The sequence below is a fragment of the Rhizobium sp. WSM409 genome (assembly GCF_057653825.1).
In genome coordinates this window covers 146,928-171,889 of record NZ_JBYGKP010000006.1, presented here as the reverse complement: position 1 = coordinate 171,889, position 24,962 = coordinate 146,928, and the positions used below count along the sequence as shown (strand labels likewise).

The following is a 24,962-nucleotide window of genomic DNA, read 5'->3' as shown; positions in this document are numbered from 1 at the left end:
CCTGCGGGGGGCAACCCTCACGGCAGCAGAAAATCGAAACTGGCGAACATCGGAGACAACCATGTATTCAAGGAGAGAAATCATGAAAACCACCCTCGCAGCCGGCGCCGTTGCCGTTTTTGCGCCTGCCGATCTCGGCAACGCGGCCGGATCAAAGCTGGCCTGGAAGCACTTCCCCGCCGGTCAGAATGGCTTCTTTCGCGCTCCGGTGCTGCTGACCGGCGCCAGCGAAGCGTTGCTGATCGATGGCGGGTTCACCTATCCCGACGGCCGTGCGCTGGCGGAGGCGATCAAGGCCACCGGCAAGACGCTGACCGCAATTTATGTCAGCCAGTCCGATCCGGACTATTACTTCAGCCTGAAGCCGGTCCTCGAAGCCTTTCCCGGCACAAAAGTGCTGGCCGCTTCCGATACGATTGCAGCGATCAAGGGCAATATCGAGAAAAAGCTTGCCGTTTGGGGGCCGCAGTTCAAGGAGAACGGCCCGCAGACCCTTGCAGACATCGTCATGCCGGAAGCCTTCGACGCTCCAAGCGTCACAGTTGATGGCGAAACAGTCGAGATTGTCGCGGCCGAAGCAGGGTTAAGCAATCGCCGGTACCTGTTCGTGCCATCGCTGAACGCCGTTTTCGGGGGCGTCATGATTTTCTCCGGCGTCCATGTGTGGACGGCCGACACCCAGGCTCCGGAGCAGCGTGCCTCTTGGGTGGCCACCCTCGACAAAATCAGCGCTCGCAAGCCAACGATCGTCGTTCCCGGCCACATGACGCCGGAAGCGGCAACCGATCTGTCCGCCGTCGAACACACGAAGAGCTATCTGCTCGCTTTCGAGGAAGAACTCGCCAAGGCAGCCGATTCCGCCGCGCTGAAGGCCGCCATGGAAGCCCGCTTCCCCGGTCTCGGCATGGGCGTTGCGCTCGACATCGGCTCCAAGGTTGCCAAGGGAGAAATGAAGTGGGGCTGAACGGCCGATCTTCAAACTGATCCGAAGGGCCCGGGAGGGCCCTTCGCCTCCAGAAAGGCCGCAAAAATGGTGACGCAGTCGTCAGCACTTAAATGGAGCTTACCATGTGTCGTCGAAGTTCGACTGAAAGCCGATAGCGTAGTTCCATAATTCAGCTTATGCCACTTTACACAATCTTAGATTGCATATATTTTCTCCGTTGAACTGCGAAAGATCCGTCAAGCGACGGCCAAATAATGATAATCAACGGAACTACACACGCTGGAGAGGATTTTGACTTCCTCTTCCCCTCTTAACGTGAGGCGGCACAAAGCCGGCGTTGCCGGCCGAAAGCCGAGGCCGCCGCACGAGATGACGAGGGAGCTAGGCGGAGGACTAACGAAAATAGTTGATTGCCGCTCTCATCTTTAGTACCGACCTGTCACCCGGTTAAAGGAAGTCACGTGGCTATACTCCCGATGCAAGATCCGCCTCGAACGGCTGAAACTTTTGTCGCCGAAAATATAGGTCTTTTGATAGAGCGGAACGAAATTCTCTGCGACGTCAGTCTTAAATTTCCGGCAGGAGAAGTTGTCGCACTGGTCGGCCACAACGGCTCCGGCAAATCCAGCCTTCTCAAAATGTTGGCTCGCCAGCTTGCGCCGAGCACGGGATCGATCTTTTACGGGAACCAGGATCTGAGGATGTATAGCGAACGCGCCTTTGCGCGTTCGGTCGCATATCTGCCCCAGGATGTCACGACCGGATCGGAAATGACGGTCCGCGAGCTTGTGGGATGCGGTCGTTATCCGTGGCACGGAGCGCTCGGCCGCTTCACCAGGAACGACGAAGAGAAAGTCGAGGCAGCCCTTCGAGCCACGCATATCGAGACGTTCGCCGACCGTATCATGGGGACACTATCGGGCGGCGAGCGGCAACGTGCCTGGATTGCGATGCTGATCGCCCAGGATGCTCGCTGCCTGTTGCTCGACGAACCGACTGCGGCACTCGACGTTGCGCATCAGGTCGAGGTGCTCTCGCTTGTGCGACGCTTGGCGCATGAGGGCGGAAGGAGTGTCGTCATCGTGCTCCACGACATCAACATGGCCGCGCGCTTCTGCGATCGGATCCATGCATTGAAACGCGGTCGCGTGGTTGCCAGCGGAACACCGGGCGCGATCCTCGCGCCGAATACGCTGCAAGCGATCTATGGGATCGACATGGATGTGATCTCCGCGCCCAATCTGCCCTATCCACTCGCCTATGTTTGCTGAGGCCGGCCGTTCTATGGGGTTTTCGCGGCGATCCTTTTTGCAGTTCGCCGGGGCCTCGCTCATACCATCTCCGCTGTTTGCACAGTCGATGGGCCTGAGGATCATCAGTCTCGACTACGGTCTTGCGTCCACTCTTTTATCCCTCGGATTGCCTCCGGTCGGGATTTCGGACCTTGCCGATTGGGACAGATGGGTTGTCGAACCGCCGATGCCAAAATCCGTCGTCGATATCGGCAGTGCTTTCGAGGTCAATTTTGAAATTCTCGTCACGCTGAAGCCCGACATTATCTTGACCACACCCTACCTGGATGAGCTGTTGCCCAAGCTGCAGGCGGTGGCGAAAGTCGTTCGGCTGGAAATCTTTACGCCGGGCATTGGACCTATTCTTACCGCTGCCATCGCGGCAACGCGTAAATTGGCCATTGAGCTTGGACGTGAGAATGAAGCGGAGCAGTTCCTGGCGCGCGCCGACGTCTTCTTTGCGCAATGCCGCAGCCGCCTGGTGGGCAAGAACCTGCCGCCGGTCGCCCTGGTGAACTTCATGGATGCCCGCCATGCCCGCATCTACTCGAGCCCCGGACTGTTCCACAATGTGCTAGAGCGCATCGGTGTCCGGAATGCCTGGACCAGAGAGTCGAACTACTGGGGCTTTGAAACGATCGGCATTGAAGATCTCTCCAAGATTACCGATCCGGACGCGCGTCTGATCGCATTTGACCCGATTCCTCCGGACGTTCTTCCGAAACTCGCTCAGAGCCCCCTGTGGAACAGGCTTTCGTTTGCGCGTCCAGGCCATCTGTCGATTCTGCCGCCAGCCCTGATGTTCGGGATGGTGAACGAGGCCATGCGTTTTGCGGGCCTTTTGACAGATCTTCTGGAAAAGGAAGCTTGATGGTATCCCGCCGCGACAATATCGGGCCAGCAATTGTCTTCCTCCTCCTGATGTGCGGTGGAGGCGTAGCAGCGTGGTTTCTTGCCGCTCCTGCGCTGTCAGAAATGGCTCGACCGGATTACGATGTCACGCGAATGGTGTTCACCTATTCGACGCTTCCCCGCCTCGCGACGGCGCTGATTGCCGGAGGCGCACTTGCCCTGTCCGGGGCGCTGTTTCAGCAAGTTTTGCGAAACCCGCTCGCCGATCCTACCACCCTCGGCGTATCGGCCGGCGCAAACCTGGCGCTGGTGGTAACATCGTTATTTCTCCCCGACCTGCTTGGCGCCGGCCGCGATCTTGTCGCTCTGATTGGCAGTGCGACCGCTGCTGCGATCGTCGTCAGCTTGGGGGCGCGCCGTGGTTTTTCGCCTTATTCGCTTGTTTTGTCGGGGCTGGTTCTCAGTCTATGGTGCGGTGGCCTCGCTGCCATCCTGACCTATTTGAACCAGCGCTACCTCTCGAGCCTGTTCATCTGGGGCGCCGGCTCGCTGGCACAGCAAAGCTGGGTCATTCCCTTGTCGCTTCTTTGGAAGTTGGCCGTCATCGCCATCGGCTGCGCGTTCGTGATGAGACCGCTTTCGCTGCTCGATCTTGGCGAGAGCAGTTCCACGGCACTCGGCGTCAGATTGGTCCGCCTGCGTTTCGTTGTCGTCGCCCTTGCCGTCGCGCTTGCTGCATTTGTCACGAGCGCCGTTGGGGTCATCGGTTTCATTGGACTGGTCGCGCCGACGATTGCGCGATTGTCCGGAGCACGGCGTCCCGCGCAGCTCATCCTTTGGTCTCCCCTGATCGGCGCCGGACTGCTGTTCTTCGCCGACTCCATCCTGCAACTTGTCGCCGGCGGACTTGGTGATTTCTTGCCGACGGGGGCGGTGACGGCCATCTTCGGTTCGCCGCTGCTTCTCGCGCTCCTGCCGCGGCTGAAGATCCGTCATAGGCTACGGCAATCGCCGGTGTTCAGACGGCCACGTCGATGGGATGGAACCCGACCGGTCATCGTCGCTGCCGCCGGCCTGCTCGTCCTGTTGATGGTCAGCGCGTTTCTCGGACGCGACATCAACGGCGGCTGGGCTTTTACATCAGGCGAATTTTCGGTCGATGTTCTTGCGATCAGGATACCTAAAATCCTCGCCGCCCTGACATCGGGCGCCATGCTTGCGGTCGCGGGCTCGATCCTTCAGCGGTTGACCGGAAACGAAATGGCAAGTCCCGAAGTTCTGGGGATCAGTGCCGGCGCGACCTTCGGTGTTGCAATTGCCCTGTTTGCCGTCGCTCCAGGGTTTTCCGGGCAATTTGCGTTTGCCGTGGCCGGTGCGATCAGCGTTCTTTTTGTCATCTTCGTCAGTTCCCGGCGATCGGCGTTTGCGCCTGAGCGAGTCCTGCTGGCGGGCATTGCCTTAAGCGCGATGGTCGATGCCGTCGTCGGCGTGTTGAGCTCGACGGGAGATCCGAGAGCAGCGCTGCTGATGCGGTGGATGAGCGGGTCCACCTATCTTATCGACGGGTCGACCGCCGCAATGGAGGTAGCGCTCGGCGCCGTGCTGATTGCCGTCTCGCTCGCCGCTCGCCGTTGGCTTGACATCCTTCCGCTTGGGCCGTCGCCTTCGGCGGCGGTCGGTATACCCTTGGCGAAATCGCGATTTGCGCTTTTTGGCCTTGCAGGATTGTTGACGGCTGCCGCGACGCTCACGGTTGGCCCGTTGTCATTTATCGGCCTCATGGGACCTCACCTTGCGCGGGAGGCGGGATTGGCCCGCGCGCTGCCGCAAATGGTTGGCGCCGCTCTGATCGGAGGGGGGCTTATGGTTGCGGCTGATTTCGTCGGCCGCACGATCGTATCGCCCTACCAGATCCCGGCCGGTCTCGTTTCCGCACTCATCGGAGCGCCGTTCTTGATGCTGATGATGCGGAAGCGCGGTGCCAGCTGAGGGTTATGCGTAGGGAGGGGCGGCCATGAGGCACGCACCGCAGAGCCGTGGCTGTCATCGCGGCAAGAAAAACCCGCCATCAATAGGAGCGTTTTGCTCCGTCAGCGAAGATCCGCAGACAAGCGGCCCCGACAACGGCAGGGATACCGGCGCGATAGTTCGGCTTCTCCGCGGATAATTTGCTTCTTTCGACGCTCAGAATGCGGACGCCGCCTTGATTGGACAAAGGCGGCGTCCGCCACTTTACCAGGAATACTTCAGCGTGCCGACGACCTTACGCCGATCGCCGTAGAACTCAGTTCCGTAATAGCTGGTGGCGAGATATTTATGGTCAAACAGGTTCGTTGCATTGACGGCCAGCGTCACGTCCTCGGTCACCTTGTAGCTGACCGCGGCATCAACGAGCGTATAGCTGGAAAGCGACACCGTATTTGTATCGTCACCGTAGGTTTGACCGATATAGCGGACCCCTCCCCCGATCGTCAGGTCACCGCGCCATCCGTCTCCCGGAATCGTGTAATCAAGCCAGGCCGATGCCAGATGTCGCGGCACGCGGGAAGGCCGGTTACCGACATTGCCGCCTGTCCCGTCTTCGCGGATTTCAGCATCCCAATAGGAATAAGCAAGCGTGAGATTGAGCCTGTCGTTGATTGCGGCTTTCCCTTCAAATTCGATGCCGCGCACACCGACCTTGCCGATCTGCTCCTGCACCAGAGGGCTGACATAGCTCGGCACATTGGTTTGGGTAAGATCAAACAGCGCCAAGGTGAAGAGGCCGTCAAACCCATCCGGCTGATATTTGAGGCCAACTTCGTATTGTTCACCCTGCTGTGGTTTCAACGAGCCCGTCACAGCGTAGCCGTTTGCGGTCTGCGCGACGAGCGGCTGGAAGCTTTCCGAATAGTTCGCATAGGCTGCGAGGTTCGGCGTAAATTTATACGTCAGTCCGGCCCGCTTGGTGAAAGCTGACGCCGTGTCGTCGTCGCTTGTCCCGCTATCGAGGTAATCCGCGGTCGTGTGAACCTGGTCCCATCGTCCGCCCAGGGTAACGATCCATCGATCGTCGAACGTCAATTGCTCCTGAGCATAGATCCCGAGCGCCTGCTGTTTGACGCGCCAGTTCACATAAGGGCCAAGGTTAATGCAGGAAAGACCGCAATAGACCGGATTATCAATATCGATCGGCCCCGCCGTGCCGAACAGGATGTTTTCGCGCGTATTGTCACTGGTGTAATCAACGCCGACCAGCGTCTTGCTGTCGATCCCGTCCCATCCGGTATCGTACTGGAGCTGATTGTCGAAGGCGTAGCGGTTGGACGTGCCGTCAACCGAGAACGCCGTTCGATTGGCCGTCGGGTCCAGCGATGCGCCATAGACTTCAGCATAATCCAGGCTCAAATGTGTATAGCGAGCGTTGGAGCGGAAGGTCAGGTTGTCGTTGATCTCGTGCTCGAACTGATATCCGATGTCGACCTGCTCCGTATTGAAGCGATTGAAGTCCGGTTCGCCGAGGAAGGTGTCGACATCGATATTTGCACCGGTCGGAACGCCCCGTGCGCCCGTTCCATCGCGTTTATAGTAATCGGTCAGAATGGTGAGCGAGGTCCCCTCGTCCGGCTTGATCGTCAGTGCCGGTGCAATGTAGGTGCGGTCGTCGTTCGAATAATCCAAGCCTTGGTCACCGTCCTTGGCAAGTCCGGTAAGCCGGTAGGTCCAAACGCCATCGGCATCGATCGGGCCGCCGAAATCCGCACCCACTTCCTTGGTGCCATCCCCATAAGACGTGTAAACTTCGCCATGCTTCTCATCCAGGGGACGCTTGGTGATCGCATTGACCAGTCCCCCCGGGCCGTTAAGGCCAAAGAGGGTCGAAGTCGATCCTTTCAGGACCTCGACGCGCTGAAGACCATAGGGTTCGAGGCGGCTGGCCGTGAACCAGGCGGGAATGCGCGCCGCCAGTCCATCCCGATAGGTGCCGAGCGCCGTCTGATCGAAGCCGCGAATTCTTATATAGTCGTAGCGATCGTCGTTTCCGAACTCATCCGAAAAGACGCCGGCGGTATAAGCGACCGCCTGCTGAAGATTGTCCACGTGACGCTCTTCCAACTCTTTTTGCGTCACCACCGACACGGACGCCGGGACATCGACGACCGGAGTATCTGTTTTGGTGCCTGTGGCGGTATCCTTGGCAACGATGGTGCGATCAGGGCCAACCACACGATCCGACTTGCCGGTTATGACGATCGGGGCCAATTGCGTCGCCTCTTCCGCCGCATTGTCTTGTGCCCAGCCAATGCCTACCGATCCGAACGACACTGTCATCAAAGCGCTGCTCGCAATCAATCGGCTTGTGAACACGCGCAGCTTTCCCTGTAGTCCTACTGTCATATTATCCCCTATCAGAGCATATCGAGCAGTGTGACGGCCGCCCCTCCGGCCACTGCAGCGAGTCCGTTTACTCAAACAGGAGAATTGGAGTCAACTTAATAATCACCCTTTCGTGACCATATTTGCTCCTGGTCGGGACCATGAGGTTTAGGGGCGGCACGGAGAGACGATGTAATCCTGAAACGCCCCTGTGGGGTCGGCCTTGACGAGTGCACGCACGAGGATGTTTCGTCTCAAGGACGATCGTCTAACCGCCGGATCTACGCACCGATGAGGCCGCTGCAGAGAGCGTCACATGTCGGTCAAACTCTGGACGGCGAATGCGATGCCAACCGCACGATTCACGGCCGCCGCAAGAACGGACATGTGGGTCTCGCCGGCATAGAGCTCGAATTCGGTACGCAATCCGTCGGCAGTGCCGTTTAATCGCTCCGCCATCTCCCGCGCCAGGAGGACGGTCCGCTCCGTCTTCCTCTTCTCCAGGCGTGCAGTGGCATCTTCGTTCCGGTACTGGAAGGGTGCCAGCTCATCGCCTTCATATTCTCCGGCGGACAAATGCAGGAAGGGTGCATTCCCGGGCGCGTCTTGACGCTGCGCCTCATTCTTGAGGATTTCACTGCTCTCCCAATAGATGGTTGGGCTGGCCGCAATCCAATTTGCAAACAGACCGGGGCGCTCGAACAGGGCATAGAGAGTAAAGAGGCCGCCGAAAGAATGTCCGAAAAGCGATCGGCGCATCGGATCCAGGATCACCATCTCTGCAATCCGCGGGATAAGCTCGTTTTCGATGAAATCCACCAGCTTGCCGGTTCCTCCGATGACAACCGGCGGGCCGCCCTCAACGAACGGCGGATAGGATTTGACCGGCGGCGGCCCCAGGTCCCAAGACCGGCGAAGCGGATCATAGGGCTCGTCGGAGGGGTAGCCGATCGCCGCGATCACCCCCCAACCGACATTCGTTCCCGTGGGGTAAGGTGCCTGCGTGACCAAGCTGGCGGCCGCGAAGGGGAAAGTGGCGTTGCCGTCGGTCATGACGAGAAGCGGCCATCCTCCCGCCGGCGGTTTCTCCACCGGAATGGAAAGGAATATGCGATAGGGCTCGCCGCCCGCAGCAGGAGCCAGATCGAAAAAAAACGTTCCGGGCATCGAATAGACGCTGATGGGATTGGTCATGAGAAAGTTTTCTGATGGTTGGGAGAATAGGTGAAGGGAAATTGCTGTCGGTGCGGTTCACCGGTGAACGCTTAAAGAGGATCTAACCTCGTCCGGACATGATTTGAAGACCCGGAGCTATCGAGCCGCATTTCGATCCCACGGATGAATTCACAGGGCCCCAATTCAAACATCTCCGAACACCGCTCAGCCGACGTCTGTTTCCCAATTCTCCCAAATTTGCAACCCCGAGGCAGCAGCGGGAACCACACGTTAGGGGCTTGGTAGAAGAGCCGTTGGGACTGCAGAGCTACCGCTCCACTCAAACACGACACTTTCCAGGATAGTCGGTATCCGGATCGGGTCTACCTCAGATATGCAGCGCGCTTCCCAAAGCTTTCAGCGCCGCCTCCATCACCGCTTCGCTGCGGGTCGGATGCGCGTGGATGGTGCCGGCGATGTCTTCCAGGCGTGCACCCATCTCGATGGCCAGCGCAAAAGCCGCCGAGAGTTCGGAAACCCCGGCTCCGACCGCCTGCAGGCCGAGCACGAGATTGGTGTCGGCCCGGGCTACGACGCGCACGAAGCCCTCTTCGGACAGCATCGTCATCGCCCGCCCGTTGGCGCTGAACGGAAACTGGCCGGTGCGAATTTCGTAGCCTTGCGCCTTCGCCTCCGCCGGCGACAGGCCGGCGCTGACGATCTCCGGGTCAGTGAAGCAGATGGCGGGAATGCATCTTTTGTCCCAGGCCCGCTTCTTCCCGGCGATGATTTCCGCCACCATCTCGCCTTGCGCCATGGCCCGATGGGCAAGCATCGGCTCGCCGGTTATGTCTCCGATCGCATAGATCCCGCGCATGGACGTGCGGCAGCGGTCGTCGATCCTCAGATAAGGCCCGGCACGATCGAGATCGAGCTCTTCGAGACCGGATCCTGCGGTTCTTGGGCGGCGGCCAACGGTAACGAGGATGCGGTCCGCCGGCAGGGTCTGCTGCCGGCCATCAGCCGTTTCGACGATCAATGCCTCTCCATTGTCGGCAAGGCCAATCGCCTTCGCAGCCGTCAACACCCGGATACCGCCTTCGGTCAACTTGCGCATGACGGGGCGTACCAGCTCGGCATCATATTGCGGCAGCACCTGTGGCGTCGCCTCGACGATCGTCACATCAGACCCCATCTTGGAAAAGGCCGTCCCGAGCTCCAGCCCGATATAACCGCCGCCGACGACGACGAGTTTTTTCGGAAGTTCCGTCAGCGACAGTGCCTTTGTCGAGGAAATCACGCGGCCGCCGAAAGGCAGGTTCGCAAGCTCCACCGGATCCGAACCGGTGGCGATCACCACGGTCTCGGCGCGGATGATCTGCTGGCCGGTTTCCGTCTCCACCTCCACCGTCTTGCCATCGCGGAAATGGGCTCGGCCGTGGACGATCTTGACTCGCGCCTTCTGCAGCAGCCCCGAAACACCGGTTGTCAACCGGCCGACGATCCCGTCCTTCCAGGCAATCGTCCTCATGAGATCGATCGAGGCGCCTTCGACGCGGATGCCCATCGGGTTCTTGCCGGCAAGCATCTTCTGCGTCGCATCGAATTCCTCGGCCGCATGGATCAACGCCTTGGAGGGAATGCAGCCGACCGTCAGGCAGGTGCCGCCCGGCTTGCCGGCCTCGACGATGACGGTATCGATGCCGAGCTGTCCGGCGCGAATGGCGCAGACATAACCGCCCGGACCGGCACCGATGACGAGGAGCTTGCAGACGATCTCTTTCATGGATCTCAGCTTTCGATAAAAATGAGCGCAGGCGTTTCGATGAGCGTACGGATGCGCTGGACGAAGTTTGCCGCATCCCAGCCGTCGACGATGCGGTGATCGAAGCTGGAGGAGAGGTTCATCATCTTGCGCGGCACGAACTGCGCGCCGTCCCAGACCGGTCGCGTGGCGATCTTGTTGACACCGATAATCGCCACTTCGGGATGATTGATGATGGGTGTCGAGACGATGCCGCCAAGCGCACCGAGCGAACTGATGGTGATGGTGGAGCCGGAAAGCTCATCGCGTGTCGCAGTACCCGATCGCGCCGCTTCCGCCAGCCGGTTCATCTCGGCGGCGCAATCCCAGATGCCGCGGGCTTCCGCGTGCCGCACCACCGGCACGGTCAGACCGGCCGGCGTCTGCGTGGCGATGCCGATATGCACGGCACTATAGCGCGTGATGATGCCGGCATCGTCGTCGAAGGTGGCGTTGACGTCAGGCTGCTCGGAAATCGCCTTGACCAGCGCCCGCATCAGGAAGGGCAGAACCGTCAGCTTCGGATGATCAGGCCTGCGATCGCCGTTCATGGTGGCGCGCAACTCCTCGAGCGCGGACATATCCACTTCCTCCACATAGGTGATGTGGGGGATGCGCGAGGCGGAAAGCACCATCTTCTCGGCAATGCGGCGGCGCAGGCCGGTCAGCTTGATCTCCTCGGTCGCCGTCTTCCTGGCAAAACCGTTCTTTGCCGTTGCAGGCGCGGTCCCATGGTTTAGGAATTGCTCGATATCCTCGCGCAGGATACGCCCGGCCGGTCCGGTCGCCTGCACCTGCCTGAGATCGACACCGCTTTCCCTGGCGAAGAGCCGCACGGAGGGCGCGGCAAGCGGCTTTTCCGCCGGCGCCGGCGCGGGAGTTGGCGCTGGCGGAGCAGGTTTTGCAATCTCGGCCTTGGGAGTTCCGGCAATCGGCGTCTGCGAAATCCCTGCAGACTGAACCTCGCCGACATCTCCCGCCGTCTCGATCCGTACCAGCGGGGCCTTGACCGCGATGCGGTCTCCGACTTCACCGGCAAGCCAGGTGACGGTACCATTGACGGGAGACGGAATTTCCACGGTGGCCTTGTCGGTCATGACCGCGGCGATCACCATGTCCTCGCGGACGGGATCTCCCGTCTTCACGTGCCATTCTACGATCTCGGCCTCGGCGACCCCTTCCCCCACATCCGGCATCTTGATGATGAATTCGCCCATGGCTCAGGCCTCCATGACTTCGGCAAGCGCCCGCCCGACACGGCCGGGACCGGGGAAATAGTCCCACTCCTGCGCATGCGGATAGGGCGTGTCCCATCCGGCAACACGCACCACCGGCGCTTCGAGCTGATAGAAGCAATGCTCCTGCACCAGTGCTGCGACCTCGGCGCCGAAGCCGGATGTCAGGGTTGCCTCATGCACGACGACGCAGCGTCCCGTCTTCGAGACCGATTTGACGATCGTATCGAGATCGAGCGGCAGCAGACTTCTGAGATCGATCACCTCGGCATCGATGCCGACATCTTCGGCCGCAGCAAGCGCCACATGTACCATGGTGCCGTAGGCGACGACCGTCACCGCCGATCCGGCGCGCCGCACTTCGGCCTTGCCGATCGGGATGGTGTAATGGCCATCAGGCACCTCCCCGAGGTCATGTTTCGACCAGGGCGTCACCGGCCGCTCGTGATGGCCGTCGAAGGGGCCGTTATAGAGGCGCTTCGGCTCAAGAAACATGACCGGGTCGGGATCCTCGATCGCCGCGATCAGCAAGCCTTTGGCATCATAGGGATTGGACGGCACGATCACCTTCAGCCCGCAGACATGGGTAAAAAGCGCCTCCGGACTCTGGCTGTGCGTCTGGCCGCCGAAAATGCCGCCGCCTGTCGGCATGCGCACGACGATCGGGCAGGTGAAATCGCCATTGGAACGGTAGCGGATGCGCGCCGCCTCCTGCGTCAGCTGGTCATAGGCCGGATACATGTAATCGGCGAACTGGATTTCGACACAGGGTTTCAGCCCATAGGCCGCCATGCCGATCGCCGTGCCGACGATGCCGGATTCGCTGATCGGCGTATCGAAGCAGCGCGTTCTGCCGTATTTTGCCTGCAGGCCCTGGGTGCTGCGAAAGACGCCGCCGAAATAACCGACATCCTCGCCGAAAACGACGACATTGTCGTCCCGTGCCATCGAGACGTCCATGGCGCTGCGCACGGCCTCGATCATCGTCATCCTGGCCATATCAGTACCCCGCCTTCTGTCGCTGGCGGCGGATATGCGGCGGCATCTCGGCATAGACGCCCTCGAAAATGTCGCGCACCGAAGGCCTGCCGCCGGCATGCAGCGTGCCATGCGCCTCTGCCTGGCGCTGCGCCTCGATCACCTCGTCCATGATTTCGGCTTCGGCCTGCACATGCCGTTCTTCCGACCATGCGCCCTTGATGATCAGATGTTTCTTCAGCCGCAGCACGGGATCGCCGAGCGGCCAGGCCTCCGATTCCGTCTTGGGCCGATAGGCGCTCGGATCGTCGGAAGTCGAATGGGCGCCGACGCGATAGGTCACATATTCGATCAGCGTCGGGCCGAGATTGCGCCGCGCGCGCTCGGCCGCCCAGTGGGCGACGGCATGGACGGCGAGATAGTCGTTTCCGTCGACACGCAGCGCCGGAATACCGAAGCCGAGGCCGCGCGCCGCGAAGGTGCCGGAACCGCCGCGGGCGATGCCCTGAAAAGTGGAGATCGCCCACTGATTGTTGACGATGTTGAGAATAACAGGCGCCTTGTAGGTCGAGGCGAAAACGAGCGCCGAGTGGAAATCCGATTCCGCCGTCGATCCGTCGCCGATCCAGGCCGCGGCAATGCGGCTGTCGTTCTTGATCGCCGAGGCCATCGCCCAGCCGACAGCCTGCACATATTGGGTGGCGAGATTGCCCGAGATGGTGAAGAAGCCGTGCTCCTTGGAGGAATACATGATCGGCAGTTGCCGGCCGCGCAGCGGATCGCTCTCGTTCGAGTAGATCTGGTTCATCATCTCGACCATCGGATAGTCGTCGGCAATCAGCAGACCTGCCTGGCGATAGGTCGGGAAATTCATGTCTCCCTTTTCGAGCGCCTTGCGGAAGGCGCAACTGACGGCTTCCTCGCCGAGATGCTGCATGTAGAAGGAGGTCTTGCCCTGCCGCTGCGCCATCAGCATGCGGGCGTCGAAGGCGCGCAGCTTCATCATGTTGCGAAGCCCGGTCAGCAACGCCTCATCGGAGAGCGACCCTGCCCAGGGACCGACCGCCTCGCCCTCGCGGTTCAAAACGCGGATGATGGAATAGGCGAGGTCACGGATATCTTCGGATGCGACATCTACCTCCGGCCGCGGCACGGAACCAGCCTTGGCAATCTTGACGTTGGAAAAATCGGGCTGACCGCCGGGGCGAACGGCGGGTTCGGGAACATGCAGGCTCAACCGAGCGGAATCCACCATGCTTTTTCTTTCCTCCCTTTGCCGGCCCTGCTCCTCTCCTCCGGAAGCAGGGTCGGATGTGGTTCTTATAGATTGCGGGCGATCACCATGCGCTGCACGTCGCTTGTTCCTTCATAGATCTGGCAGATGCGCACATCGCGGTAGATGCGCTCGACCGGATAATCGGCCATGTAGCCATAACCTCCATGGATCTGGATCGCGTCGGAACAGACGCGCTCGGCCATCTCGGAGGCAAAGAGCTTCGCCATCGAGGCTTCCGACAGGCAGGGCAATCCGGCTTCCCTGAGGGAGGCAGCATGAAAAACGAGCTGCCGCGCCGCCTCGATCCGCACCGCCATATCGGCAAGGCGGAAGGCCACGGCCTGGTGCTCGACGATCGGCTTGCCGAAGGCCGTACGCTCCCTGGCGTAGTCGCGCGCTGCCTCGAAGGCCGCCCGCGCCATGCCGACGGCCTGCGCCGCGATGCCGATCCGCCCGCCCTCGAGATTGGCGAGCGCAATGCGATAGCCCTCGCCTTCCGCGCCGAGCCTGAGTTCTGCCGGGATGCGCATGCCGTTGAAGGCAATCTGGCAGGTATCGGAGGCATGCAGGCCGAGCTTTTCCTCGACGCGGATCACCTCATAGCCCAGCGTATCCGTCGGCACGATGAAGGCGGTGATACCCTTCTTGCCGGCATCGGGATCGGTCACGGCAAAGACGATGATGACATTGCCGTTCTTGCCAGAGGTGATGAATTGCTTGGAGCCGTCGATCACGTAATGGTCACCGTCACGCCGCGCCCGGGTCTTCAGGTTGGAGGCATCGGAACCGGCCTGCGGCTCGGTGAGCGCAAAGCCGCCAATCCATTCACCGCTGGCCAGTTTCGGCAGGAAGCGCTGCCGTTGCTCCTCGGTACCGAATTTCAGGATCGGCACGCAGCCGACCGAACTATGCACGCTCATGATCGTTGAACACGGTCCGTCGCCGGCGGCAATCTCCTCGAGTGCGGCGGCATAGGCGACCACACCGGTATCCGATCCGCCATAGGCTTCCGGCACCAGCATGCCGAGCAGCCCGAGTTCGCCCATTTCCTTCAGTTCCTCGCGCGGGAAGAGATGTTCCCGGTCGCGTTTGGCTGCCCCAGGGGCCAGCCGGTCGCGGGCAAAGTCGCGGGCGAGATCTGAGATTTGCTGTTGGAGGTCGGAAAGGATCATCTGTTCTCTCCCTCTCCTATTGCCGTTCGATGGCAACGGCGGTCGCCTCGCCGCCGCCGATGCAGAGCGCGGCCATGCCGCGCTTCAGACCGTATCGCTCCAGTGCTGCAAGCAGCGTCACCAGGATGCGAGCCCCCGATGCGCCGATCGGATGGCCGAGCGCGCAGGCGCCGCCATGCACATTCACTTTTTCATGCGGCAGGTTGAGATCGCGCATCGCCGCCATGGCGACGACGGCGAAAGCCTCGTTGATTTCGAACAGATCGACCTCCGACAGCGGCAGGCCGGTGCGATCGGACAGCTTCTGCAGCGCGCCGATCGGCGCCGTGGCGAAAAGATTGGGTGCCTGCGAATGCGTGGCATGGCCGAGGATGGTGGCGAGCGGCTTGAGGCCGCGGCGCTCCGCCTCGGAACGGCGCATCAGCACCAGGGCTGCCGCGCCATCGGAGATCGAGCTGGAATTGGCGGCGGTCACCGTGCCGCCGTCGCGGAAGGCGGCCTTTAGCGTCGGGATCTTGTCAAGCTTCGCCTTGCCGGGTTGTTCATCGCAGCTCGCCACCTGCTCGGCTTTGCCCGATTTCACCGTAACCGGCGCGATCTCGCTTTCGAAACAACCTTCGGCAATCGCCTTCTGCGCCCGCGTCAGCGAGGCGATGGCGTAGTTGTCCTGCGCCTCGCGCGTGAACTGATAGGCCTCGGCGCAATCCTCCGCGAAGCTGCCCATCAAGCGCCCCTTGTCATAAGCATCCTCCAGCCCGTCGAGGAACATGTGATCCACGACACGCCCATGACCGAGTCTGTAGCCGCCACGGGCCTTGTCAAGGAGATAGGGCGCATTGGTCATGCTTTCCATGCCACCTGCAACCGCTACAGAAGCGCTGCCGGCGGCGATCAGGTCATGCGCCATCATCACCGCCTTCATGCCCGAGCCGCACATCTTGTTAACGGTGCTGGCCGCCGTGGCGAAGGGCAGACCCGCATGGATCGCCGCCTGACGCGCCGGCGCCTGTCCCTGCCCCGCCGGCAGCACACAGCCGAAGACGACCTCCTCGATCGCCTCGGCCTCGACAAGGCTCCGCTGCAACGCCGCGCGGATCGCCGTTGCTCCCAGTTCCGGCGCCGTCGCCTCCTTCAGCTCTCCCTGAAAACTGCCGATCGGGGTGCGCGCTGCACCGACGATGACGATGGGATCCTGTAATGTCATATTTCCTCCTCTGGGCAACGCGCTCAGCGCGCGCCCATCCGTAATGCGCCGTCGAGGCGGATGACCTCGCCGTTCAGCATGTTGTTTTCCAAGATATGGCGCACCAGCCCGGCAAATTCCGCCGGCCGGCCGAGCCGTGGTGGAAAGGGCACGCTCTTACCGAGCGCCGCCTGAACCTCGGCCGGCATATCGGCCATCATCGGCGTCTCGAAAATGCCGGGCGCGATCGACACGACCCGAATGCCGTGACGGGCAAGCTCGCGGGCGATCGGCAAGGTCATCGCCGCCACCCCGCCCTTGGAGGCGGCATAGGCTGCCTGACCGATCTGACCATCGAAGGCGGCAACCGAGGCCGTATTGACGATGACGCCGCGTTCGCCTTCCGCATCCGGCTCGGTAGCCTGGATCGCTGCGGCGGCCAGCCGGATCATGTTGAACGTGCCGATGAGATTGATGCCGACCGTGCGCGCAAAACTCTCCAGCCGATGCGGCCCGTCGCGGCCGATCACCTTTTCGGCCGGCGCCACGCCCGCGCAATTCACCAATCCGCGCAGGCTGCCGAAGGCTTCGACGGCAGCGGCAACCACCGCCGCCGCCTCCTCGCCATCGGTCACATCGGCCTTGAGGAAGCAGGCATCGCTTCCGAATTCCCGGGCAATCTCTTCGCCCGCTTGCATATTGAGATCGGCAATCGTCACGCGCCCGCCGGCCTCCACAAGCGCGCGCACTGTTGCCGCACCCAAGCCGGAGCCGCCGCCGGTCACGATGAAACTTGCTCCACGGATCAGCATGAATCTCTTCCTCCCTGCCGACCACACCCCCCTCCAAGCGCAACCGACGGACACGATTCTATTCGCTCCACCTATTGCAAGCGATGACAGAATTGCTCCATTATTTCGGCCAGTTTTGCCATAGCGAGGATGGAATGGCCGAGATCGAACGACGCATGATCGCGCCGGGCTTCGTGGAGGAGGCACTCGACAGCCTGCGGCGGCTCGGCAAGCCGACGGCGCGGATCCTTGCCCGCGTCGGCCTGGCATCTCCGGTCGATCAGCCGGTTTCGGCAGAAACCTATGGCGCGCTCTGGCTGGCGATCGCCGCCGAGCTCGACGATGAATTCTTCGGCATGGGCGCACGGCCGATGCGCAGCGGCAGCTTCACGCTGCTCTGCCACTCTGTGCTACATGCGCCGACGCTGGGTCAGGCGCTCCGCCGGGCGTTGCGCTTCCTCGATGTCGTGCTCGACGATCCCCGGGGACGGCTCGTCATCCGCGACGGTCTGGCCGAGATCGAGCTCAGCGATGCCGGCAGCCCACGTTCGGGCTTCGCCTACCGCACCTACTGGATCATCCTGCACGGCATCATCTGCTGGCTGGTCGGCCGGCGCATTCCGATCCGGCTCGTCGATTTCCGCTGCGCGGAACCCAAACAAGGCGCCGACTATCGGCTCTTCTTCGGCGCCCCTGTGCGTTTCTCGCAAGCCATCAGCCGGCTCGGCTTCGACAGTGCCTTGCTCGACCTGCCGGTGGCGCGCAGCGAACAGGCGCTCAAACAGTTCCTGCGCGGCGCGCCCGCCAATATTCTGGTGCGCTATCGCTATGATGCCGGTATCGCCGCCGCCGTCCGCCGCCGACTGAATCTGGCCACGCCGGCTGCCTGGTCGAACTTCGCCAAGCTTGCCGCCGATATGCGCATGCCGCCCTCCACACTCCGCCACCGCCTGCGCGACGAGGGACAAAGCTATGCCGCCATCAAGGACGACATCCGTCGCGACCTCGCCGTCGAACTGCTGCTGAACACGCCGAAGACCATCGGCGAGATTGCCGTGCAGCTCGGCTATTCCGAGCCGAGCGCCTTCTTCCGGGCCTTCCGAAAATGGATGGACAAGAGCCCCGAAGCCTTTCGGCGGGACGGAGCGGAAATCGAGGGCATGTCAGTCGAATCTGTTGACCCGCCCTGACTGGCCTCGCGCTTTCGCGAACATGGCGGCAATCTTCATCATGAAGGACTTGCTGAAGCGACCAAGAACCGCCTGATGAGGCTCGAGGTACCAGGATCGCTCGACGATATCGTAAATGTATTCGTCGACGACGATCCAACTCTGTTTGAGATGACCGAGACCGGCGCGCCGGCGTTCGATATCGGGAATTTCCAGCGCAACCCTTCCCGCTTCCGACGGCTGTGTGGTGATTGCCAGAAGGACGAGATGGGTGTTTCCATCGCTTGCACTGCGGATCGCGATGACGACACAGACTGGGCGCTGTTTGCGCCCTCGGTCTCACCACGCTGCTGTTGCCATGCCCAGAGATAAGGATAGGTTATCACCTCGCCAGGACGAAACTCATGGTTCATCGTCGTAGCTTTCACCGCGCGCCAGCCGCTCAATCGCCTCGTCGAACAATTCGGCATGCTCGTCCGGCATCTCCGAAATGTGATGGGCACGACGCGGATCCCCGCCGCTGCGCATTCGCTGATAGTGCTCATAGCTCATCAGCACGAAACGTGGCTTGTTGTGGCGGGTAAGAATAACCGGCTCGCGGCTCGCGACATCGGTGACATCACCAATCTGTTTATTGAGATCACCTGTCGTGAACTGTCGCATGATTATCGTCTCCGATTTAATTTCCATATATTCCATATTTTCCATATTTTCAAGAAAATGACGCTCACGCGCCCTCAACAAGAATTCGCAAGGCTCTTCGGCCGCATCATTCAAGGGCACTTTGACCCCGCCGCAACCCGCGCTACATATTTCAGCGGGAGGAGTGCCATGTTTGATTTTTCGCTCGGCGAAACCGCGGACGCGATCCGTGAAACGACGGCGCGGTTTGCTGCCGATCATATTGCTCCGCTGGCCGCGGAGATCGACGAAAGCAACACGTTTCCACGCCAGCTCTGGCCCGAGATGGGTGCGCTCGGCCTGCATGGAATCACGGTCGAGGAAGAATTCGGTGGCGCCGGTCTTGGTTATCTCGATCATGTCGTCGCCATGGAAGAGGTTTCGCGCGCCTCGGCCTCCGTGGGGCTCAGTTACGGCGCCCATTCCAATCTCTGCGTCAACCAGATCCGCCGCTGGGCCTCGCCGGAACAAAAGCGCCGCTATCTGCCGAAGCTGATCTCCGGCGAACATGTCGGCTCGCTCGCCATGTCGGAGGTCGGCGCCGGTTCCGATGTTGTCTCCATGCGGTTGCGTGCCGAGAAAAAAGGCGACCGCTATGTTCTGAACGGCACCAAATTCTGGATCACCAACGCGCCGCATGCCGATGTGCTTGTTGTCTATGCCAAGACGGATCCCGCGGCCGGCCCGAAAGGCATTTCCGCCTTGATCATCGAGAAAGGCCTGCCCGGTTTCAGCGTCTCCAAGAAGCTTTCCAAACTCGGCATGCGCGGCAGCGATACGGCCGAACTGGTCTTCGAGGATTGCGCGGTGCCGGCCGAGGCGCTGATGGGCAGGGAAGGCGAAGGCGTGAAGATCCTGATGTCCGGCCTCGATTATGAGCGCGCCGTGCTTGCCGGCGGGCCGCTCGGCATCATGCAAGCCTGCCTCGATGTCGTGCTGCCCTATGTGCGCGATCGCAAGCAATTCGGCAAAGCGATCGGCGATTTCCAGCTGATGCAGGGCAAGATCGCCGACATGTATGTGGCGCTGAATTCGGCGCGCGCCTATGTCTATTCCGTCGCCCGCGCCTGCGATGCCGGCCGCGCGACGCGCACGGATGCTGCTGCCGCGATCCTTTTCGCCAGCGAGAACGCCGTGAAGGTCTCGCTGGAAGCGATCCAGGCGCTCGGCGGCGCCGGCTATACCAAGGAATGGCCGGTCGAACGCTTTTTGCGCGACGCCAAGCTTTACGATATCGGCGCCGGCACCAATGAGATCCGCCGCTACCTGATCGGCCGGGAGCTCATTGCATCATGACGGTGATTTCAACTGCGATCGATCGCGACAGCGACAGCTTCAAGGCCAATGCCAGCAAGAATAAAGCCCTGATCGACGAACTCCTCAATCGTTCGGCGAAAGCGCGCGAGGGCGGATCGCAAACGGCGCGCGAGCGCCATACCGGCAAAGGCAAGCTGCTGCCGCGCGATCGCATCCAGCTGCTCATCGATGCCGGCAGCCCGTTCCTGGAGATCGGCACGCTGGCCGCCAACGGCATGTATGATGACGAGGCGCCCGGCGCCGGCATCATATCAGGCATCGGCCGCGTGTCCGGCCGCGAAGTGATGATCGTCGCCAATGACGCGACGGTGAAGGGCGGCGCTTATTTCCCCATGACGGTGAAGAAACATCTGCGGGCGCAGGAGATCGCCATGCAGAACCGCCTGCCCTGCATCTATCTCGTCGATAGCGGCGGCGCCAATCTTCCGCACCAGGCCGAGGTCTTTCCCGACCGCGATCATTTCGGCGCGATCTTCTACAATCAGGCGCAGATGTCCGCCGAGGGAATCCCGCAGATCGCCTGCGTGATGGGCAGTTGCACCGCCGGCGGCGCCTACGTGCCCGCCATGTCCGACGAGACGGTCATCGTGCGCAATCAGGGCACGATCTTCCTCGCCGGCCCGCCGCTGGTGAAGGCCGCGACCGGCGAGATCATTTCAGCCGAAGAGCTCGGCGGCGCCGAAACCCATGGCCGTCGCTCCGGCGTCGTCGATCATGTCGCCGAAAACGACGAGCATGCGCTGCTGCTCGTGCGTGATATCGCAGCCACTCTCAACAGCGTGAAGGCCATTGATATCGACCTGCAGCAGCCACGGCCGCCCAAACTCGATCCCGAGGATCTCTGCGGCCTGATCCCGGGGGATGTGCGCTCGCCCTATGATGTGCGGGAGGTCATCGGCCGGATCGTCGATGGCTCGGAACTGCATGAGTTCAAGCCGCTCTACGGCACCACGCTGGTCTGCGGCTTCGCCCGCATATGGGGCATGCCCGTCGCCGTCATCGCCAATAACGGCGTGCTGTTTTCCGAAAGCGCGCTGAAGGGCGCGCATTTCATCGAGCTTGCCTGCCAGCGCCGCGTGCCTTTGCTTTTCCTGCAAAACATCTCCGGCTTCATGGTCGGCGGCCGTTATGAGGCCGGCGGCATCGCCAAGGATGGGGCAAAGCTGGTGACGGCGGTTGCGACCGCGAGCGTGCCGAAGGTCACGGTCATCATCGGCGGCAGCTTCGGCGCCGGCAATTACGGCATGTGCGGCCGCGCCTATCGCCCGCGCTTTCTCTTCACCTGGCCGAACAGCCGCATCAGCGTGATGGGCGGCGAACAGGCGGCCTCGGTGCTCGCCACGATCCGCCGAGACTCCACGGAGGCGCGCGGTGAGAATTGGCCAATTGAAGAGGAGGAGGCCTTCAAGGCGCCGATCCGCGCCGGCTACGAGGCCGAGGGCAATCCCTATTATGCCACGGCTCGCCTCTGGGACGACGGCATCATCGATCCGCGCCAGACCCGGGACGTGCTGGGCCTTGCCTTTTCCGCCTGCCTGAATACGCCGATCCCGAAAGGGCCGCGCTTCGGCCTGTTCAGGATGTGAGGCGCCGATGATGGAAAGCCTTCTCATTGCCAACAGGGGCGAAATCGCTCGCCGCATCATCCGCACGGCCAAGATGCTCGGCATCCGCACCATCGCCGTCTATTCCGAGGCCGATGCCGGCCTCCCCTTCGTCAGGGAGGCGGACGAGGCGATCGCCATCGGCCCCTCGCCGGCCCGCGAAAGCTACCTCTCGCAGGAACGCATCCTCGATGCCGCCCGGAAAACCGGCGCTGCCGCGATCCATCCCGGCTACGGTTTCCTTTCGGAAAATGCCGGATTTGCCGAAGCGGTGGAAAAGGCCGGGATCATCTGGGTCGGCGCGCCCCCTGCCGCCATCCGGGCAATGGGGCTCAAGGACGCAGCCAAGGAATTGATGCAGGCATCAGGCGTGCCCGTGACCCCCGGCTATATGGGCGCGGACCAGAGCGAAGAGAGGCTGACGGCCGAGGCTGATATCATTGGTTATCCCGTGCTCATCAAGGCGGTCGCTGGTGGCGGCGGCAAGGGCATGCGCCGCGTCGATCGCCCACAGGATTTCGCCGAACTTCTCGCCTCCTGCCGCCGTGAGGCGGCTGCCGCCTTCGGCGATGACCGCGTTCTGATCGAACGCTATATCGCCAATCCGCGCCATATCGAGGTGCAGGTTTTCGCCGACAAGCTCGGAAATTGCGTTCATCTCTTCGAACGCGATTGTTCGCTGCAGCGCCGTCACCAGAAGGTCATCGAGGAGGCCCCTGCCCCCGGTCTCGATGCCGCCACCCAGGCAGTGATCTGCGATGCGGCGGTGAAAGCCGCAAGAGCGGTGAATTATGTCGGCGCCGGCACCATCGAATTCATCGCCGATGCCTCGGAAGGCCTTCGCGAAGATCGCATCTGGTTCATGGAGATGAACACCCGCCTGCAGGTGGAACATCCGGTCACCGAGGCAATTACTGGCGAGGATCTGGTGCTCTGGCAGTTGAAGGTCGCTAGCGGCGAACCCCTGCCGAAAATGCAGGACGAGATCGCCATGAACGGCTGGGCCTTCGAAGCCCGGCTCTATGCCGAAAATCCTGCCGCCGGCTATCTGCCGTCGATCGGCCGGCTCGAACATCTACGCCTGCCAGAAACAGTCCGCGTCGATAGCGGCGTCGAACAAGGCGATGCAATCACCGCCTTCTATGACCCGATGATTGCCAAGATCATTGCGCATGGGCCGAACCGCGAGGCCGCACTTTCGAAGCTCGCAGCCGCCTGCGCTGGCATCGAGGTGTGGCCGGTCAGATCCAATGCCGGTCTTCTCGCCCGCATCGCCATCGATCCGGATTTTCGCGCAGCTCGGATCGATACCGGCTTTCTCGATCGTCATGACGAAAGGCTTGTGGCGACGGAGCCGAGCGAAACTGCAATCGATAGCGCGGCCACGGCGCTTTTAAAGAACACCGATGGTAATCCCTGGACCGCGCTGACCGGGTTCCGCATCGCCGGCGCAGAGGACAAGAGGGTGCGCATCCGTATTGGCGATCACCTCCATTGGGGGCAATCGCGTCCGGAGTTTGAGGCCAATACCATCACGATCGGTGAAACCACGGTGCTTTTCGAGGCCGGCAATGCCTGGCCGATCAGCCTGCCCGTCGCCAGCGAGGTCGAGGCAAGTCAGAGTGCCGGCGATGGCGCGATCCTGTCGCCCATGCCCGGCCTCGTCATTTCGGTGGATGTCGCCGACGGCGATCGTGTCGCCAAGGGCGACCGCCTGCTAACGGTCGAAGCGATGAAAATGGAACATTCTCTGCGTGCGCCCTTCGACGGCATCGTCGAAAAGCTGCAGGTTTCCTCGGGGATCAGGGTCTCGGAAAACCAGCTGGTCGTCAGCATTGTGAAGGAGCAGGATTGATGGCCGGCCGTTATTTCGACGAATGGACGGTCGGCGACCGCATCGCCCACGACATCCGCCGCACGGTCACCGAGACCGACAATCTGCTGTTCACGACGCTCTCCCACAATCCGCAACCGCTGCATCTCGATGCCGACTATGCGGCCGGCACCGAATTCGGCCGGATCGTCGTCAACGGCACCTTCACTTTTGCCCTCACCGTCGGCCTTTCGGTCGGCGACACAACGCTCGGCACGCTCGTCGCCAATCTCGGCTATGACAAGGTAACGATGCCAAAGCCGGTCTTCATCGGCGATACGCTGCGGGTGGAAACGGAAGTGATGGAGCTGCGTCGCTCGAACTCCCGCCCCGATGCCGGCATCGTCACCTTCCGGCATATCACCCTGAACCAGCGCGGCGAGATCGTCTGCCAGTGCCTGCGCACGGCAATGCTGAAGGTGAAACCGTCATGAGGCTGCGCTCGCTGCTCTTTGCGCCCGGTGACCGGCCGGAGCGTTTCGAAAAAGCGCTCGCCTCAGGCGCCGACGCCGTCATTCTCGACCTGGAAGATTCGGTTGCGCCCCTAAACAAGCCGAAAGCGCGCGAGAGAGTGCACGAGTTCGTCCTGCATCATGCCGGCGAGACCGCTCTCCTGATCCGCATCAATCCCCTCGCCTCGCCAGAATTCGAAGGCGACCTTGCCGCTTTGAGCGGCCTTCGTCCTTTTGCGATCGTGCTGCCGAAGGCCGAGGGTGCCGCTTCGGTGCTGAAGCTTGCAGGCTCTCTTGCATCTGCAATGCCCATCTTGCCGATCGCAACCGAAACGCCATCCGCGATCTTCGAGATCGGCAGCTACCGGAATGTCGCGACCAGCCTCTGCGGCCTGACCTGGGGTGCTGAGGATCTGCCTGCCGCGATGGGGGCTACGACCGCGCGGAGGACGGATGGCCGCTACACGCCGCCTTACGAGCTTGCCCGCTCGCTCACGCTGTTCGCAGCCCATGCCGCCGCCGTTCCGGCAATCGACACCGTCTATCCCGATTTCCACGATCTCAACGGTCTCAGGGCCTATGTCGGCCGAGCCCGGCGCGACGGCTTTTCCGGCATGATGGCCATCCATCCGAGCCAGATCGAAACGATCAATCACACCTTCACGCCGGATCCGTCCGAGATCGCCTGGGCCGAGAAAGTCGCCGCCGCCTTCGCCGCCAGCCCAGACGCGGGTGTCATCCAGCTCGACGGGCGCATGCTGGACCTGCCGCATCTCAAGCTCGCGACCCGCATTCTCGATGTGGCCGGGCGATAGAGCAAATGCGC

20 protein-coding genes and 1 pseudogene are annotated in these 24,962 nt (G+C 61.7%); 10 read left to right on the top strand and 11 right to left on the bottom strand.

What is annotated here, in order from left to right; translation table 11 throughout:
* The first annotated feature begins 61 nt into the window (after positions 1-61).
* The 4 genes from AC25BC_RS35175 (at position 62) to fhuB (ending at position 5,079) form a co-directional block, all read left to right on the top strand.
* Positions 62-964 carry an MBL fold metallo-hydrolase gene (locus AC25BC_RS35175; protein ID WP_164903000.1) on the top strand — a complete coding sequence of 301 codons (903 nt, stop codon included), beginning with the start codon at positions 62-64 and terminating at the stop codon, positions 962-964.
* Positions 965-1,422: 458 nt separating this feature from the next.
* Positions 1,423-2,217, top strand: a complete 795-nt coding sequence (locus tag AC25BC_RS35170) for an ABC transporter ATP-binding protein (protein WP_128439020.1) — start codon at positions 1,423-1,425, stop codon at positions 2,215-2,217.
* Between the two features lie 13 nt (positions 2,218-2,230).
* Positions 2,231-3,109, top strand: coding sequence for an iron-siderophore ABC transporter substrate-binding protein (locus tag AC25BC_RS35165; RefSeq protein WP_003555583.1), 879 nt, complete (start codon positions 2,231-2,233; stop codon positions 3,107-3,109).
* A complete protein-coding gene (fhuB, locus tag AC25BC_RS35160; protein ID WP_128438957.1) occupies positions 3,109-5,079 on the top strand; it encodes a Fe(3+)-hydroxamate ABC transporter permease FhuB in 1,971 nt (656 codons plus the stop codon). The genes AC25BC_RS35165 and fhuB overlap by 1 nt, the downstream gene beginning before the upstream one ends.
* A 243-nt stretch (positions 5,080-5,322) precedes the next feature.
* Here the strand turns inward: fhuB and AC25BC_RS35155 are convergent, their stop codons facing one another.
* From AC25BC_RS35155 to AC25BC_RS35115, 9 genes are all read right to left on the bottom strand, one after another.
* Positions 5,323-7,467, bottom strand: coding sequence for a TonB-dependent siderophore receptor (locus AC25BC_RS35155; protein ID WP_128407751.1), 2,145 nt, complete (start codon positions 7,465-7,467; stop codon positions 5,323-5,325).
* A 291-nt stretch (positions 7,468-7,758) separates the two neighbouring features.
* Complete coding sequence (locus AC25BC_RS35150) at positions 7,759-8,640, bottom strand: alpha/beta hydrolase (RefSeq protein WP_128438958.1); 882 nt, start codon at positions 8,638-8,640, stop codon at positions 7,759-7,761.
* Between the two features lie 349 nt (positions 8,641-8,989).
* On the bottom strand, positions 8,990-10,387 hold the full coding sequence (gene lpdA / locus AC25BC_RS35145; RefSeq protein ID WP_128438959.1) for a dihydrolipoyl dehydrogenase: 1,398 nt from the start codon (positions 10,385-10,387) through the stop codon (positions 8,990-8,992).
* 5 nt (positions 10,388-10,392) lie between these two features.
* Positions 10,393-11,622 (bottom strand): dihydrolipoamide acetyltransferase family protein, encoded by a 1,230-nt coding sequence (locus AC25BC_RS35140; protein ID WP_128438960.1) that lies wholly within the window; start codon positions 11,620-11,622, stop codon positions 10,393-10,395.
* Between the two features lie 3 nt (positions 11,623-11,625).
* Positions 11,626-12,639: an alpha-ketoacid dehydrogenase subunit beta gene (locus AC25BC_RS35135; protein WP_113544915.1), complete on the bottom strand. Its 1,014-nt coding sequence runs from the start codon at positions 12,637-12,639 to the stop codon at positions 11,626-11,628.
* A gap of 1 nt (position 12,640) precedes the next feature.
* Positions 12,641-13,873, bottom strand: a complete 1,233-nt coding sequence (locus AC25BC_RS35130) for a thiamine pyrophosphate-dependent enzyme (RefSeq protein WP_018071835.1) — start codon at positions 13,871-13,873, stop codon at positions 12,641-12,643.
* A gap of 65 nt (positions 13,874-13,938) precedes the next feature.
* Entirely contained in the window at positions 13,939-15,066 is a 1,128-nt protein-coding gene (locus tag AC25BC_RS35125; RefSeq protein ID WP_113544916.1) for an acyl-CoA dehydrogenase family protein, read from the bottom strand.
* A gap of 16 nt (positions 15,067-15,082) precedes the next feature.
* On the bottom strand, positions 15,083-16,270 hold the full coding sequence (locus AC25BC_RS35120; RefSeq protein WP_128438961.1) for an acetyl-CoA C-acyltransferase: 1,188 nt from the start codon (positions 16,268-16,270) through the stop codon (positions 15,083-15,085).
* A 23-nt stretch (positions 16,271-16,293) separates the two neighbouring features.
* Positions 16,294-17,061 carry a 3-hydroxyacyl-CoA dehydrogenase gene (locus AC25BC_RS35115; RefSeq protein ID WP_128438962.1) on the bottom strand — a complete coding sequence of 256 codons (768 nt, stop codon included), beginning with the start codon at positions 17,059-17,061 and terminating at the stop codon, positions 16,294-16,296.
* A gap of 83 nt (positions 17,062-17,144) precedes the next feature.
* Between AC25BC_RS35115 and AC25BC_RS35110 the strand changes: the two genes are divergently transcribed.
* The gene (locus AC25BC_RS35110; protein WP_128438963.1) at positions 17,145-18,230 is read left to right on the top strand and encodes an AraC family transcriptional regulator; all 1,086 of its coding nucleotides are present in this window, start codon (positions 17,145-17,147) and stop codon (positions 18,228-18,230) included.
* Here the strand turns inward: AC25BC_RS35110 and AC25BC_RS35105 are convergent.
* Together AC25BC_RS35105 and AC25BC_RS35100 are read right to left on the bottom strand one after the other, a co-directional pair.
* Positions 18,204-18,622: pseudogene (locus AC25BC_RS35105) on the bottom strand (hypothetical protein). The gene AC25BC_RS35110 and the pseudogene AC25BC_RS35105 overlap by 27 nt on opposite strands.
* On the bottom strand, positions 18,612-18,872 hold the full coding sequence (locus AC25BC_RS35100; protein WP_011654326.1) for a type II toxin-antitoxin system Phd/YefM family antitoxin: 261 nt from the start codon (positions 18,870-18,872) through the stop codon (positions 18,612-18,614). Before AC25BC_RS35100 ends, AC25BC_RS35105 begins: the two are co-directional and overlap by 11 nt.
* Before the next feature lie 168 nt (positions 18,873-19,040).
* Between AC25BC_RS35100 and AC25BC_RS35095 the strand changes: the two genes are divergently transcribed.
* The 5 genes from AC25BC_RS35095 to AC25BC_RS35075 are packed head-to-tail and all read left to right on the top strand — an operon-like array spanning position 19,041 to position 24,951.
* A complete protein-coding gene (locus AC25BC_RS35095; RefSeq protein ID WP_128438964.1) occupies positions 19,041-20,186 on the top strand; it encodes an isovaleryl-CoA dehydrogenase in 1,146 nt (381 codons plus the stop codon).
* Complete coding sequence (locus AC25BC_RS35090) at positions 20,183-21,793, top strand: carboxyl transferase domain-containing protein (protein ID WP_128438965.1); 1,611 nt, start codon at positions 20,183-20,185, stop codon at positions 21,791-21,793. The genes AC25BC_RS35095 and AC25BC_RS35090 overlap by 4 nt, the downstream gene beginning before the upstream one ends.
* A gap of 7 nt (positions 21,794-21,800) precedes the next feature.
* Positions 21,801-23,666 (top strand): acetyl/propionyl/methylcrotonyl-CoA carboxylase subunit alpha, encoded by a 1,866-nt coding sequence (locus tag AC25BC_RS35085; RefSeq protein WP_128438966.1) that lies wholly within the window; start codon positions 21,801-21,803, stop codon positions 23,664-23,666.
* Positions 23,666-24,118, top strand: coding sequence for a MaoC family dehydratase (locus AC25BC_RS35080; protein ID WP_011654322.1), 453 nt, complete (start codon positions 23,666-23,668; stop codon positions 24,116-24,118). The genes AC25BC_RS35085 and AC25BC_RS35080 overlap by 1 nt, the downstream gene beginning before the upstream one ends.
* The gene (locus AC25BC_RS35075; protein ID WP_128438967.1) at positions 24,115-24,951 is read left to right on the top strand and encodes an HpcH/HpaI aldolase/citrate lyase family protein; all 837 of its coding nucleotides are present in this window, start codon (positions 24,115-24,117) and stop codon (positions 24,949-24,951) included. Before AC25BC_RS35080 ends, AC25BC_RS35075 begins: the two co-directional genes overlap by 4 nt.
* Positions 24,952-24,962: the final 11 nt, after the last annotated feature.